Here is a 13,842-nt window from a genome sequence, read left to right as displayed (position 1 = left end):
TGGGACCAAAGGTGAACATAGACACTGCTGCGACTGGTGGGAAGATGTGTGCGTCGATTTGTGGCAACTTTTTGTTGGGGATGCTTTTCACCGTCACACGTCGGCCCGTCACCTAGCCGGTGACCAGCGGCGATATCTGGATCATGAAGTGCAGTGACAGTCATGGATTAACTGCCTACGCGGAAGGGCCGGGAGCACTCGCGCTCCCGGCCCTTCCCTCATCGAGCCCGTTCAGCTCATTTTTCGGTCATTCCGGTTCCGGTTTGAACGTACGGTTCAGCGCCGCGGCGGAACCACGTACACGGTGGCGTACGAGTTGTCCTTCGCGGCCCACTTGATGATGATCGAGACGCCGTACTGGACGCCCGAGTCGCGCGGGTTGCCGGTGCCGAGCACGATCGCCCCGCCACCCAGCGTCGAACCGTAGTAGTCCGTCGCCGGGGTGCCGTCCGGGTTGACCACCCGGGTCGTGTACTGCTGGTTGCCCCGCGAGGGGACGACCACCGAGGCGTCGTTGTCCCGCGAGTACGCGGCGCCGTCGCGGATCTCGATGCCCGGGTACCAGCCCTTGGCGTCGGTGAAGCCGCGCACCGGCGCCTGCGGGCCGAACTTCGTGCAGTACTCGCTGTACGGCTCGTCCGCCGCCTCCAGGCACTCCTTGAACGGGTACGTCGGCTTCAGGCCGAACGCGGCGTTGGAGGACTGCGGCCGGCTGGGCAGGTTCTTCAGCACCGACGGGTCCTTCTCGGCCGCGACGCCCTTGCGGCGCAGCGGGTCGTTGTGCGAGTCGACGATCAGCAGACCGCCCTTGGCGCCGTAGCTGGGCAGCGCGGTCATCTGCGCGGTGACGTGGTTGACGTCGCCGAGCTGCGTGTCCCGGTACCAGACCAGCATGCCCGGCGCGTTGTACGCGATCCGGTCGACCTTCCACGCCTCGTGCGAGTAGACGGTGTCGTAGGTGTACTTCAGGCCCTTGTCGAAGCCGTCGAAGTTACGCCACTCGGCGAGGTAGTAGTGCGCCTTCACCTGCGTGCCCGAGTCGATGTACCAACCCGCGCCGCTGGTGTCGGTGAAGGTGCCGCCGGTCTGGGTCCAGCCCGCCGCGCCGCCCTCCACGTCGTCGCTCCAGGTGGTCGCGCCGCCGCCGGTCACCGAGAAGTCGTCGGCGAACCAGCCGCGCTCCTGGAACGCCTCGTCGGTGGCGTAGCGCAGCCGCACCTGCACGGTCTGCCCGGCGTACGACGACAGGTCGGCGTAGTCGTGCCGCCAGCCGTTCGTGCTGCCGGTCAGGCCGTACTTCTTGTTGCCGAAGTCGACCATGCGGCCGTTCGGGTCGGCGTAGCCGTCGTTCGTGGAGACCAGCGCGCCGCCCTCGGCGTACACCTTCTGCTCGGTCCAGGTGGCGCCGCCGTCCGTGGAGACCTCGACGAAGCCGTAGTCCCAGTCCGCCTCGATGACGTAGTTGTTCCACATCCAGAACTTCGCGTCCGCGGCGTTCGGGACGGACACCGAACGGCTGATCTTGACGTCCGCCCACCCCTGGTCGGCGCCCGAGTACCACATGTTCGAGCCGCTGTGCGGCGTGGCCAGTGAGATCACCTTGTCCGGCAGGTCGATCTTGATGCCGTCCTCGGTACCGACCGGCGTACGCGACGTCTGCCCGAGTTTGACCAGCTTGGACCGGTCACCCGGCCCGAACGTCTTCGGCTCGGCCCAGCCCAGCACCCACTTGTCCCAGAGGCCCATGTGGGTGGGCAGCGCCTGGAAGATCTCGCCGGAGTGCGAGCCGGACGCCATCAGGTCCCAGAAGTCCACGTCCGAGTCGGCGTTGCCCGAGGTGTCGTAGAGGTCCGGCAGGCCCAGGTCGTGCCCGAACTCGTGGGCGAAGACGCCGACGCCGGCGTCCTCCGGCTGCACGATGTAGTTCGACACCTTCAGGTTGGTGCCCGGGATCGTGTAGCCACCGGTCACGGTCGAGGAGTGCGCCCAGACCGAGTAGATGCCGATGTCGCCGCCACCACGGGACTTGCCCTGGTTGGCGTGCACCAGCACCAGGTGGTCGATCACGCCGTCCGGCTCGTGGTAGTTGCCGTCGCCGTCGCGGTCGCTCTGGTCCTCGATGTCGTAGTCGGCCCACGGGAAGTTCGGGTCCTTGGCGGCCAGCGCGTCGATCGCGTCGGTGGCGAGGCGCCCGGCGCCCTGCGGGTTGTCCGGGTGGCCGTTCATCGACTGCTCACGCCCGGCGACCCAGTTGCCGTTCTCGTCCTGGAAGCAGCGCGAGGCGGCGTACCAGCCCTCCGAGTGCGGCACCGTGATCCACGGGCTGGCCTGCCCGTCCACCGTGTACGCGTTCTTGGACATCTCCAGGTACATGTTGTGCATGGTCCGCCCGGCGAGGCTGATGCCCGGCTTGCCGTCCGGCCCCTTCAGGTCCTTGCGGACCCGCTCGGTGATGCCCTTCTTGCTGTACAGCATCTTGTCGTAGTGGGCCGGGGAGAAGTCCGGCACCCACATCGAGTTGTTGTCCTTGTGCGGCAGCGTGGCCGGGTTCGGGATGGTGTTGTGGCGCGGGCCGTTCTGCACCGTTCCGGGCACGCAGGTGCGGTCCTCGAACACCGTCTTCGGGACCATCACGTTCGTGAAGTCGTCGTTGGCCTTGTCGTTGAACTCGACGAGCAGCGTCAGCAGCTTGGCGGTCTGCGTGCTCTTGGCCTTCTTGATCTTCCGAGGGCTCTGGCCGCTCCGGATGGACCTGGCCTCCAGCCTGGCCAGCTCGCGGGCGGCGATCGGGTTGCCGCCGGCGTACTTGCGGTCGTAGGCGCGGGCCTCGTCCGCCGGCGCGGAGAAGATCCCGTCCCGGCCCTTGACCTCCTTGCCGCCGGTGTCCGGCTGCACCTCGGGCTCGGCGTAGTTGATGTAGTGCTCGTCCGCCCCGATCGTGACCGGGGCGGACCGGGACGGCTGGGCCGCCGCGCTGCCGGTCACGGTCAGCGACGTGGCCGCGAGCGCGATGACGGGCAGCGCGACGAGTAGGCGTCGCCGTGCCCTGTGCTGCGACATGGGGAGCATGCCACTCCGTTCGTAGGGAATGGTGAGGGACCGGCCGTCTCACTGACGCACGTCGAAATCTGCCGGTGCGGCTGAACGTAACCGACAGGCAGCGACATCGACAGAGGTGAAAAGGCCCTCTGGCCGATCAGGTCAGTCACGGGTCAACCGATCGACCGGCGCGGATCGCGGACGCGAGGAGGGGCGGACCGCCCGCGGCCCGCCCCTCCTCGTACGTCGACGTCAGTCCTCGTCGGACTTCCCGCCGCTCATCCCCGACGAGATCAGCTCCATCACCGAGGAGTCCTGGAGTGTGGTCACGTCGCCGAGCGACCGGTTCTCCGCCACGTCCCGCAGCAGCCGGCGCATGATCTTCCCGGATCGGGTCTTCGGCAGCTCCGCCACCAGCATGATCTGCCGCGGCTTGGCGATCGGGCCGAGCGTCTTCGCCACGTGGTTGCGCAGCTCGGCGATGAGCCGCTCGCCCGCGTCGCCCGTGGTCTCCGCGCTGCCGCGCGGGATGGCGAACGCCACGATCGCCTGGCCGGTCGTCGGGTCGGTCGCGCCGACCACCGCCGCCTCCGCCACCGACGGGTGGCTGACCAGCGCCGACTCCACCTCGGTGGTGGAGATGTTGTGGCCGGACACCAGCATCACGTCGTCCACCCGGCCGAGCAGCCAGATGTGCCCGTCGTCGTCCTTCTTCGCACCGTCACCGGCGAAGTAGACCCACTCGTCGCCGGTGTTCGCGCCGGCGCCGAACCGGGACCAGTACGTCTCCAGGAACCGGTTGTCGTCGCCCCAGATCGTCCGCAGCATCGACGGCCACGGCTCCTTCAGCACCAGGTATCCGCCGCCGCCGTTCGGCACCGACTGGCCCTGGTCGTCGACCACGTCGGCGACGATGCCGGGCAGCGGGCCCATCGCCGAGCCCGGCTTCGCCTCGGTCACGCCCGGCAGCGGCGAGATCATGATGGCGCCGGTCTCGGTCTGCCACCAGGTGTCCACCACCGGCAGCTCACCGCGGCCGACGTGCTGCCGGTACCAGATCCACGCCTCCGGGTTGATCGGCTCACCGACGCTGCCGAGCAGACGCAGCGACGACAGGTCGTACCCGGCCGGGATGTCCTCGCCCCACTTCATCATGGTGCGGATCAGCGTCGGCGCGGTGTACAGGATGGTCACCTTGTACTTGTCGACGACCTCCCAGAACCGGCCCTTGTGCGGGGTGTCCGGGGTGCCCTCGTACATGACCTGGGTGGCGCCGTTGGAGAGCGGGCCGTACACGATGTAGGAGTGCCCGGTCACCCAGCCGATGTCGGCGGTGCACCAGTAGACGTCCGTCTCCGGCTTCAGGTCGAACACCGCGTGCGTGGTGTACGACGCCTGGGTCAGGTAGCCGCCGGTGGTGTGCAGGATGCCCTTCGGGCGGGCGGTCGTGCCGCTGGTGTAGAGGATGAACAGCGGGTGCTCGGCGTCGAACGCCTGCGCCTCGTGCTCCGGGGAGGCGGTCTCCACCGTCTCGTGCCACCAGTGGTCCTTCGCCGACCAGGCGACCTCCTCACCGGTACGCCGGACCACCAGCACGTGCTCCACCGACGGGCAGTTCGCCACCGCCTCGTCCACCGTCGGCTTGAGCGCCGACGGCTTGCCCCGGCGGAAGCCGCCGTCCGCGGTGATCACCACCTTGGCGCTGGCGTCCTGGATCCGGTTGGTCAGCGCGTCGGCGGAGAAGCCGCCGAACACCACGCTGTGCGTGGCGCCGATCCGGGCGCAGGCGAGCATCGCCACCGCCGCCTCCGGGATCATCGGCAGGTAGATCGCCACCCGGTCACCGGCGGTCACGCCCAGCTCGGTCAGCGCGTTCGCCGCCTGGCAGGTGAGCCGGTGCAGGTCGGCGTAGGTGACGGTCCGGGTGTCGCCGGGCTCGCCCTCCCAGTGGATCGCCACCTTGTCCCCGAGGCCCGCCTCGACGTGCCGGTCCAGGCAGTTGTACGCCACGTTGAGCCGGCCCCCGGTGAACCACTTCGCGAACGGGGCGTTCGACCAGTCGAGCACCTGCTCCCACGGCTGGGCCCAGGCCAGCCGGCCGGCCTGGCGCTCCCAGAAGGCCAGCCGGTCGCCGGCCGCCTCCTCGTACGCCTCGGCGGTCACGTTGGCGTTCGCGGCGAGTTCAGCAGGCGGCGGGAACTGGCGCGTCTCGTTCAGCAGATTGGCCAATGCCTCGCTCATGCGGTGACTCCTTCGTCGCGTGACCTGCGTCTCCTGATGCGGGGAAGGTTAGCCCCGGCGTACCGCGCCCGCGACCGTCCGGTCCTCCACCGCGCGCCCAGCGGCCCTCCCCTCGCGCCGAGGTGTAAGGAAGGGCCCTTATTGACAACCCCGGGCATGGGTGGAGCCCAGCGGTCGCTAGCGTGACGGGGTGACCACCGATCCGCTCGCCCCGCTGCTCGCGCTCGCCGACGTCGCCTCCGCCGTCGAGCAGGCCCGCGAGCGGGTCGACCTGGCCCACCGGCACCGCGCGCTGCGCCGCCAGGGCGGCCAGGTCGCCGCCGAGGTCAGCCTCCGCTCCGCCGTGGCCAGCGCCGCGCTGGAGGGCCGCGTCCACGACCGCGAGGAGGTACGCGCCGGCACCGTCACCGACCCGGTGCTCCAGGGCGCGCTGCGGGTCGCCGGGGCGCTGCCCGGGCTGAGCGACCTCTGGCCCAAGGCGCCCCGGCAGGTGCTCGCCCGGCTGCACGTGCTCGCCGCCCGCGACGTGGTCACCGAGGAGGAACTGGGACGGCCCGTCGCCGACCCCGTGGTCGCGGCCCGTCTCGACGGCCTGGCCGCCCTGGCCGCAGGCGGCACGAAGGTGCCACCGCTGGTGCTGGCCGCCGTCGTACACGGCGAGCTGCTGAACCTGCGCCCGTTCCCCGGCCCGTCCGGCGTGGTGGCCCGCGCCGCCGCCCGGCTGGTGCTGATCTCCACCGGGTTCGACCCCCGCGGGCTGGTCGCGGTGGACGTCGGTCACCGCGAGCGCGAACCGGAGTACGTCGGCGCGGCCGGCGCGTTCGCCACCGGCACGCCCGACGGCCTGCGCTCCTGGCTGCGGCACTACATGAGCGCGGTGGAGGTCGGCGCCGACCAGATCACGCTGATCGGCGACGAGATCCTCGCCGCGTCCTGAGAGGGCGCGGGTGTCAGGCGATGGGTGCGGCGGTGCGGGTGCGGCGGTGCCGGCCGTACCAGGCGATGCCGATGGCCACCCCGACGCCCACGCCCAGTGCCGCCGCCGCGACCGGCACCGCAGGCCGTTCGCGCAGCCGGCGGCCCAGCGGGATCGGGTGCCGGAACTCCAGCACCGGCCACGAGTTCTCCACCGCCAGCTTGCGCAGCGCCCGGTCCGGGTTGACCACCGTCGGATGCCCCACGCACTCCAGCAACGGGCGATCGGAGTACGAGTCGGAGTACGCGTACGAGTCGGCCAGGTCGTAGTCGCGCTCCAGAGCCAGTTCGCTCACCGCCTCGACCTTGCTCGGACCGGCCGCGTAGAACTCGACCTCGCCGCTGTAACGGCCGTCCACCACGCCCATGCGGGTGGCGATCACATCGGTGATCCCGAGCAGCTCACCGATCGGCCGGACCATCTCGTCGCCCGACGCGGAGACCAGCACCACGTCCCGCCCGGCGGCCTGGTGCTCCTCGATCAGAGCGGCCGCCTCGGCGTACACATAGGGGTTGATCAGCTCGTGCAGCGTCTCCGCGACGATCTGGCGGACCTGTTCCACCGGCCAGCCCTTGCAGAGCGTGGCCAGGTAGTCCCGGGTGCGGGCCATGGTCTGCTCGTCGGTGCCGCCCAGCCGGAACATCAACTGCGCGTACGCCGACTTGACCACGTCACGCCGGGTGATCAGCCCGTCCCGGTAGAACGGCCGACCGAACGCCAGTGCGCTCGACTTGGCGATGACGGTCTTGTCGAGATCGAAGAAAGCGGCGCTACGGCCCACGGCGCGAAAGTCTAGCCCGACGGGCGACGTCCGGGCGTCCGCCCGGGTGGCGAAAGCTGATGAGCACCCGGAGGAGTGATGGCGGTCACAGGTAGTTATCGATGAATTTAGCTTTGCGTGGAGTGAACAACACTCGACGTATAAGGGTCGACTGCGGCATGCTTATGCTCGCGACGGGAGTTCGCATACCCGGCGCCGCTCGGCCCTCGGCGGTTGCACCCCCCGTAACCGCTGAGTCGGTTCGGCTCGACCCCCCCGGAGCCGAACCACAGACGACCCCCGTCTCCCCCCGACGGGGGTCGTCCCTTTGCACCGTGAGCGCTCCGCCGCAGATCACAGGTCATCTCCTTCCCCGTCGAGCAGGCTCCCCGAGGGCGTTTCTCCGGTCGGAGGCAGCAGAGAGGCAGCAGAGCCGTTGAACGCCTCCAGGACGCGGGCGGCGTAGTCGTCCGGGGTGTGGGTGTAGCGGTTGAGCGTCGTCGACGCCTGTTCGTGGCCCATCACCCGCTGCACCAGGTTGATCGGAACGCCGTCGGTGACCAGCCAGGTGGCGTAGGCGTGCCGCAGATCGTGGAACCGCATCCCGCCGGACGCCTTGCCCGCACGCAGGCGACAGCCTCCCGCTTGGTGGTGAACTCGGCCGACCACTCGATGCCCTCCCGGTCCGGCCAGGTCGCGCGGTACCGGTGCGGGCCGGTGTTGACGACCTGCCCGAGCAGCCCGGCGCGGACCAGCGACGGCAGCCACACCCGGCGCCGGAAGTTCGATCGGCGCAGCGGCCGGCCGACCCGGTCGCGGAAGACCAGGACTCGCGGGTCCGGATCGTCGGCGGCGTTGTGCAGCTCGCGGAGCGCGGCCAGGAGGAACGCTCTCGATTCGCTGGCGGGGATTAGCTCGATCGGGATCTGGGAATGCCAGGGCCATGGATCGTCGGCGGAGAGTAGCGGCCACCATCCTTGGCGCAGTCATCGGTGGTCTGCTGTCCGCGCTGTTGACCGGCTGGAAACATCCGGTGGTGACCCTCGTTGTCTGGTTGGTCATCTGGGCGCCTCTGGTCTACTTCGGCCTCTACTGGTCCGGAGGCAGACGCATCCAACGACGTGAGCTACCCCCGCTTTCATGGAGCTTCTTGATCATGGTCTGATGGCCGTGGGGAGGAAGTTGTCCGTGGCAGCACCGAAGAAGTACCCCGATGAGCTACGTCAGCGCGCTGTGCGTTTGTACCGCGAGTCGGATCCGAAGCCGGTGATCCGGCGCCTGGCCGAGCAGCTTGGTGTGCATCACGAGGCGCTCAGGAACTGGATCCGTCAGGCTGAGGCCGACGCCGACGAGCGTCACGACCGGCCGACCAGCGAGATGGCGGAGGAGAACCGCCGGCTGCGCAGGGAAGTCACCGAGTTGCGGCGGGCGAACGAGATTCTGAAGGCTGCGAGCGCGTATTTCGCGGCGGAGCTCGACCCGACCCGGCGACGGTCATGAGGTTCATCCACGAACACCGTGACCAGTTCGCGGTCGCGCTCCTGCTACGGGTCCTGAACATCGGTGCTTCGACCTACTACGCGTGGGTGAAGCAGGTCGAGCAGCCCTGCGACCGTGACGTGGTCGACCTGGGTCTGGTCTCCAACATCCACGAGATCTGGGAGACATCGGGGCGCACCTACGGCGCGGACCGGGTCCACCGGCAGCTACGCCGTGACGGCATCTACGTGGGCCGTAAGCGGATCGAGCGGTTGATGGCGCAGCAGGGCTGGCAGGGGGCGTTCCTGCGTCGAGGCTGGCGCGGCGGCTCCACGAAGCAGGATCCACGGCACACACCGGCACCGGATCTGGTCAACCGGCCGTTCACCGCCGACGGGCCGAACCGGCTCTGGGTCGCCGACGCCACCCGCATCCCCTGCGGTGAGGGCGTGTTCTGGTTGGCTGCGGTCCGCGACGTGTTCTCCCGCCGGATCGTCGGCTGGAAGACCTCCGACCGCTGCGACACCGACCTGATCCTCGCCGCCCTCGAATACGGCATCTGGTCGCGTGATGTCCGCGACGGCCAGTTGATCCACCACTCGGACAGGGGATCGAACTACACGTCGTTTTGCTTCGCGGAACGCTTGCAGGACAACGGGATCCTGCCCTCGATGGGATCCGTCGGCGACAGCTACGACAACGCCCTGATGGAGAACTTCTGGTCGACGTTGAAGATCGAACTCGTCTACCGCACGAGCTGGCGGACCCGGGATGAGGCCGAGAACGCGATCTTCGCCTACATCGACGGCTGGTACAACACCCGCCGCATCCAGAAGGAACTGGGCTACCTCAGCCCAAACGAGTACGAGACCGCCTGGCACAGCCACCGAACCGAGCCAGCCGAGCCACCTATCGCCACCCCTGCACCAGCCGGCAGCAGGTAACCACCGCTCCATCAAAGCGGGGGGAACTCATCCCGCCTCTCACGCTCCTCGCGGTCGATCTGCTCGTAGATTTCCTGTTGTCAGCCAAGGCTGCCTCATAGGCGGCGACGAAGGCGGGCGGCGCGGGAGAGGGGTTGCCTGCACGTAGTTCCCCGAGCGTTCGCAGCCGCTCGCCCGCGGTCGACCGGTAGGTCTCCACCGGCAGGACAGCGGCGAGTTCGGCGCTCGGCGGGACCTGGTGCAGCTGGCCCAGGAAGTCGCCGTACTCGATCCCCGTAGTCAGTGGCTGACCGTGCGCTCAGTGCTCCGCCCTCGCGGCACATAGCAGATCCACTACTCCGCCGAGGTCTGTCCACATCACACTTCGTCGTCCACAGGCGAGCGGTCATCCCCCTCGCTCGCCTCGTCGGCTCGGCAGGCTACCGGGGACGTCCGAGTCCGACCGATGGAGGCCGCCATGCCGCCGCGCACCCCTCTCCCGCCGTACCGTCGCCTGCCTCTGCTCGTCACCTCCGACGGCGACCTTCTCGACGAGCTGCTGCGGCTCGCGGCGGCCGGTGGCACCGAGGTCGAGCTGGCCGCCGATCCGGCGGCCGCCCGGGCCCGCTGGGCGCCGGCGCCGCTGGTGCTGGTCGGCGCCGACCAGGCGGCGGCCTGCCTGCGGGCCCGCCTTCCCCGCCGTCCCCGCACGGTCCTGGTCGGTCGCTCCGGCCAGCTCGATCCGGGTACGGAGTTGGCCGAGCTGATCGGCGCGGAGCACGTCGCGACGCTGCCGGCCGCCGAGCCCTGGCTGATCGACCGGTTCGCCGAATGCGGGGCCGGCCCGGCGGGACCGGCGTCGGGGCGGGTGGTGGCGGTGCTCGGCGGGCGGGGCGGCGCCGGGGCCAGCGTGCTGGCCGGCGGGCTCGCCGTCACCGCGGCCCGGTCCCGGCTGCGCACGCTGCTGGTCGACGCCGACCCGCTCGGCGGCGGTCTCGACCTGGTGCTCGGGTGGGAGCAGCTCGACGGGTTGCGCTGGCCCGAGCTGGCCGGCACGGACGGGCGCGTCGACCCGCCGTCGCTGATCCGCGCGCTGCCCAGCCGAGGCGACCTGGTGGTGCTCTCCTGGGACCGGGGCGACCTGCGGCACCTGCCGGCGGAGGCGATGGCCGCGACAGTCGACGCCGGACGGCGAGGGCGGGATCTGGTCGTGCTCGATCTACCCCGGCACCTCGACGACGCGGCGGTGATCGCGCTCCAGGCCGCCGACCGCGCACTTCTCGTCGTACCGGCCGAGCTGCGGGCGGCGGCCGCGGCGGCCCGGGTCGCCGCCGTCGCCGCGCCGCACTGCGTCGACCTCTCGGTCATCGTGCGCGGCCCGGCGCCCGGCCGGCTCCGCGCGGCCGAGGTGTCCCGGGCGCTGGGCCTGCCGCTCGCCGGCACGCTGCGACCCGAGCCGGGACTGTGCCGTGGGCTGGAACGGGGCGAGGCGCCGGGCGCGAGCGGGAAGGGGCCGCTCGCCGCGCTCTGCCAGCGGCTCGTGGACGAGATGGCCGGCTCGTCGGCCGCTGGTGCGGCGTGACCACGCCGGCTGACCCGGGGGAACTGGCCGCCCGGGTCCGGCACCGGTTCGCCGCCGAGGCCACCCCGGTCACGCCGGCGGCGATCGTCTCCGCGGTACGCGCCGAACCGGCGGCGGCGGTGCTCGGTGACACCACGCTGCTGCGGATCGCCGACCGGGTGCACGACGACCTGGTCGGCGCCGGCCCACTGGCGCCGCTGCTCGCCGATCCGCAGGTCACCGACGTGCTGGTGAACGGGGTCCGCGTCTGGGTCGACAGAGGGCGAGGGCTGCATCAGGTCGCCGTGCCACTGGGCACGCTCGACGACGTACGCCGCCTGGCGCAGCGCCTCACGTCGGCGGCCGGGCGGCGGCTGGACGACGCCTCCCCGTACGCGGACGCGCGGCTGCCCGACGGCACCCGGCTGCACGCGGTGCTGCCTCCGGTGGCGACCGACGGGCCCTACCTGTCGCTGCGTACCTTCCGGCAGCGGCCGTTCACACTCGACGAACTGGTCGAGCGGGGCACCGTGCCCCGGCCGGTCGCCCCGCTGCTCGCCGCCCTCGTGGCGGCCCGCCTCGCGTACCTGGTCAGTGGCGGCACCGGCTCCGGCAAGACCACGCTGCTCAACACGTTGCTCGGGCTGGTGCCCGGCACCGAGCGGATCGTGCTCGTGGAGGACGCCGCCGAGTTGCGCCCGGTGCACCCGCACGTGATCGGGTTGCAGGCGCGGACGGCGAACGTCGAGGGCGCCGGTGCCGTCGGGCTCGGCGACCTGGTACGGCAGGCGCTGCGGATGCGGCCGGACCGGCTGGTCGTGGGCGAGTGCCGGGGCGCCGAGGTGGTCGACCTGCTCGCCGCGTTGAACACCGGCCACGACGGCGGGGCGGGAACGCTGCACGCGAACACCCCTGCCGACGTTCCGGCCCGGCTGGAGGCGCTCGGGATGCTCGGCGGCCTGCCCCGGCTCGCGTTGCACGCCCAGGTCGCCGCCGCGTTGCAGGTCGTCCTCCAGCTCCGCCGCACCGGCGAGGGACGCGTGCTGGACTCCATCGGCCTGCTGTTGCCCGAAGGGCCCGACCGGGTGGTGACCGTGGTCCCGGCCTGGGTACGCGGCCGGGGTCTCGGTCCGGCGGCCCGGGCGCTCGCCGACCTGGTGCGGGAGCGGGGAGCGCCGGTGCCGCCGATCCTCCAGGCCGCGTGGCCCACCCCGGCGGAACCGTCGTGACCGGCCACCTCTGGCCGGCGGTCCTGCTCCTGGTCGCCGCGGCGGTCGCCGTCGCCTGGCCGGTACGTGCCGGTCGGGCCCGGAGGCTGGCGGTGCTGGGTGAGCCGGGCATCCCGGTGGAGCGGGCGGAGGGAGCGCGTTCCGCCCCGCCGGACCCACCACGACGTCCACTCGACTCCAGGCCGAAGGCGTCCGCCGGTCCGCCCGGCCGCGACCGGGAGCGGACTCGACCCGGTGCCGGGCGCCACGTTTCGGTGTCACCTTCCGCACTGGCCCGCCGGATCCGGCGGTGGGCCGCCGCCCCCGGGTCTTCCGCCGGACGCCTGCTGCCCGCTGCGGCACTGTGTGGCGCCGTGACCGGGGCGCTGCTCGGCGGCCCGGTGGCCGCCCTGGTGCTCGCCACCTATGGCGTGCTCGCGGCCCGGGCGGTGCTGCGCCGGCGTACCAACCGGGCGGCCGCCCTCGCGCACCGCCGCGATCTCGACCGGCTGGCCGCCGTCGCCGCCGACCTGCGGGCCGGGCTACCTGCCGACGGCGCTGTCGACGACGGCCCGGGACGCGTCGCGCGGCTGGCCCGCGCCGCGGGCAGGCTGGCTGACCGGACCGGTGCGCCGCTGGCCGATCTGCTGGAACGGATCGAGGCCGACGCCCGCGCCGCCGATCGGGGCCTTGCGGCTGCCGCCGCCCAGGCCGCCGGGGCGCGGGCGACCGCCTGGCTGCTGGCCGCGTTGCCGCTCGGCGGGATCGGTCTCGGCTACGGCATCGGGGTGGACCCGGTGGCAGTGCTCCTGCACACGCCGGTGGGCGCCGGAAGCGCGGTCGCGGCGGTCGTGTTGCAGGTCGTCGGGTTGCTGTGGGCCGAGCGGCTCGGCGTCGCGCCCGGACGGGCCGCCTGATGGCACGGCAGGTGCTGGCCGCCGCCTGCCTGGGCGGCGCCGCATCGCTGCTGGTCGTCGCCGGTCCGGTGGTCCGTCCGGCGCGGCGGCTGCGCCGGCTCGCCCCGGCGACGACGCCGGCCCGCCCGGCGTGGTGGCCGGATCGGGTACGCCTCGGCGCAGCGCTGGCCGGGATCGCCGTGGCGGTCGTGGTCGGCGGCGTGACGGGCGTGTTCCTCGGGCTGCCGGCCGGTGTCGCCGCCGACCGTCTGCTGCGCCGGATCGAGCCGCGCGCCGCCCGGGAACGGCGACTGCGCGAGGCAGTCGACCTGCCACTGGCCGCGGATCTGCTGGCGGCCGCGCTGCGGGCGGGCGCACCGGTCGACCGCTCGGTGCTCGCCGTCGCCGAGGCGCTCGGTGGACCGCTCGCGGACCGGCTCGGCCGGGTCGGCCGCACGCTGCAGCTCGGTGGCGACCCCGGCGAGGCGTGGGCGCACCTGAGCGGCGTCACCGGGGCCGAACCCGTGGTCGCGGCGGCGGTCCGCTCGTCGAACAGCGGCGCCGCACTGGCTCGCGCGCTGACCCGGCTGGCCGACGACCTGCGTGCCGAACGGTCGACAGCGGCCGAGGCGGCGGCCCGCCGGGCGGGCGTGCTCATCGTGCTGCCGCTCGGGCTGTGCTTCCTGCCCGCCTTCATTCTCGCCGGTCTGGTGCCGGTGATCGCCGCCGTCCTCGGCGACGTGCTGTGAACCATCGAGA

General features: G+C 71.8%; 11 protein-coding genes. 7 read left to right on the top strand and 4 right to left on the bottom strand.

What is annotated here, in order from left to right; translation table 11 throughout:
* Positions 1 to 276: 276 nt before the first annotated feature.
* Positions 277 to 3,060, bottom strand: a complete 2,784-nt coding sequence (locus ACFYO8_RS06200; RefSeq protein WP_355047339.1) for an immune inhibitor A domain-containing protein — start codon at positions 3,058 to 3,060, stop codon at positions 277 to 279.
* 231 nt (positions 3,061 to 3,291) lie between these two features.
* Positions 3,292 to 5,280, bottom strand: a complete 1,989-nt coding sequence (gene acs, locus ACFYO8_RS06195) for an acetate--CoA ligase (protein ID WP_354867886.1) — start codon at positions 5,278 to 5,280, stop codon at positions 3,292 to 3,294.
* A gap of 190 nt (positions 5,281 to 5,470) precedes the next feature.
* On the opposite strand from acs, the gene ACFYO8_RS06190 reads away from it, so the two are divergent.
* The gene (locus ACFYO8_RS06190) at positions 5,471 to 6,217 is read left to right on the top strand and encodes an oxidoreductase (RefSeq protein ID WP_354867888.1); all 747 of its coding nucleotides are present in this window, start codon (positions 5,471 to 5,473) and stop codon (positions 6,215 to 6,217) included.
* A gap of 13 nt (positions 6,218 to 6,230) precedes the next feature.
* On the opposite strand, the gene ACFYO8_RS06185 is transcribed toward ACFYO8_RS06190, so the two are convergent.
* Both ACFYO8_RS06185 and ACFYO8_RS06180 read right to left on the bottom strand, forming a co-directional pair.
* Positions 6,231 to 7,037, bottom strand: coding sequence for an HAD-IB family hydrolase (locus ACFYO8_RS06185; RefSeq protein ID WP_354867891.1), 807 nt, complete (start codon positions 7,035 to 7,037; stop codon positions 6,231 to 6,233).
* 333 nt (positions 7,038 to 7,370) lie between these two features.
* Entirely contained in the window at positions 7,371 to 7,619 is a 249-nt protein-coding gene (locus ACFYO8_RS06180) for a tyrosine-type recombinase/integrase (RefSeq protein ID WP_354867894.1), read from the bottom strand.
* Between the two features lie 537 nt (positions 7,620 to 8,156).
* On the opposite strand from ACFYO8_RS06180, the gene ACFYO8_RS06175 reads away from it, so the two are divergent.
* The 6 genes from ACFYO8_RS06175 to ACFYO8_RS06150 all read left to right on the top strand — a co-directional run bounded on the left by ACFYO8_RS06175 (position 8,157) and on the right by ACFYO8_RS06150 (position 13,832).
* Positions 8,157 to 8,516: a transposase gene (locus tag ACFYO8_RS06175; RefSeq protein WP_354867896.1), complete on the top strand. Its 360-nt coding sequence runs from the start codon at positions 8,157 to 8,159 to the stop codon at positions 8,514 to 8,516.
* The gene (locus ACFYO8_RS06170) at positions 8,513 to 9,439 is read left to right on the top strand and encodes an IS3 family transposase (protein WP_387188847.1); all 927 of its coding nucleotides are present in this window, start codon (positions 8,513 to 8,515) and stop codon (positions 9,437 to 9,439) included. Before ACFYO8_RS06175 ends, ACFYO8_RS06170 begins: the two co-directional genes overlap by 4 nt.
* A 457-nt stretch (positions 9,440 to 9,896) precedes the next feature.
* Positions 9,897 to 11,000, top strand: a complete 1,104-nt coding sequence (gene ssd, locus ACFYO8_RS06165; protein WP_354867902.1) for a septum site-determining protein Ssd — start codon at positions 9,897 to 9,899, stop codon at positions 10,998 to 11,000.
* Positions 10,997 to 12,208 (top strand): TadA family conjugal transfer-associated ATPase, encoded by a 1,212-nt coding sequence (locus ACFYO8_RS06160; protein WP_354867905.1) that lies wholly within the window; start codon positions 10,997 to 10,999, stop codon positions 12,206 to 12,208. The genes ssd and ACFYO8_RS06160 overlap by 4 nt, the downstream gene beginning before the upstream one ends.
* Positions 12,205 to 13,104, top strand: coding sequence for a hypothetical protein (locus ACFYO8_RS06155; protein WP_387256846.1), 900 nt, complete (start codon positions 12,205 to 12,207; stop codon positions 13,102 to 13,104). Before ACFYO8_RS06160 ends, ACFYO8_RS06155 begins: the two co-directional genes overlap by 4 nt.
* A complete protein-coding gene (locus tag ACFYO8_RS06150; RefSeq protein ID WP_387188844.1) occupies positions 13,104 to 13,832 on the top strand; it encodes a type II secretion system F family protein in 729 nt (242 codons plus the stop codon). Before ACFYO8_RS06155 ends, ACFYO8_RS06150 begins: the two co-directional genes overlap by 1 nt.
* Positions 13,833 to 13,842 lie beyond the last annotated feature (10 nt).

The sequence above is a fragment of the Micromonospora sp. NPDC005257 genome, assembly GCF_042872445.1.
Lineage (GTDB): Bacteria > Actinomycetota > Actinomycetes > Mycobacteriales > Micromonosporaceae > Micromonospora.
This window is presented reverse-complemented; position numbering and strand designations above follow the sequence as displayed.

Excerpts from the sequence above, each read along its gene's own strand:
- ACFYO8_RS06175 (WP_354867896.1), top strand. The coding sequence starts at position 8,157 with ATGGAGCTTCTTGATCATGGTCTGATGGCCGTGGGGAGGAAGTTGTCC.
- ACFYO8_RS06180 (WP_354867894.1), bottom strand. The coding sequence starts at position 7,619 with ATGCGGTTCCACGATCTGCGGCACGCCTACGCCACCTGGCTGGTCACC.
- acs (WP_354867886.1), bottom strand. The coding sequence starts at position 5,280 with ATGAGCGAGGCATTGGCCAATCTGCTGAACGAGACGCGCCAGTTCCCG.
- ACFYO8_RS06200 (WP_355047339.1), bottom strand. The coding sequence starts at position 3,060 with ATGTCGCAGCACAGGGCACGGCGACGCCTACTCGTCGCGCTGCCCGTC.
- ssd (WP_354867902.1), top strand. The coding sequence starts at position 9,897 with ATGCCGCCGCGCACCCCTCTCCCGCCGTACCGTCGCCTGCCTCTGCTC.
- ACFYO8_RS06170 (WP_387188847.1), top strand. The coding sequence starts at position 8,513 with ATGAGGTTCATCCACGAACACCGTGACCAGTTCGCGGTCGCGCTCCTG.
- ACFYO8_RS06150 (WP_387188844.1), top strand. The coding sequence starts at position 13,104 with ATGGCACGGCAGGTGCTGGCCGCCGCCTGCCTGGGCGGCGCCGCATCG.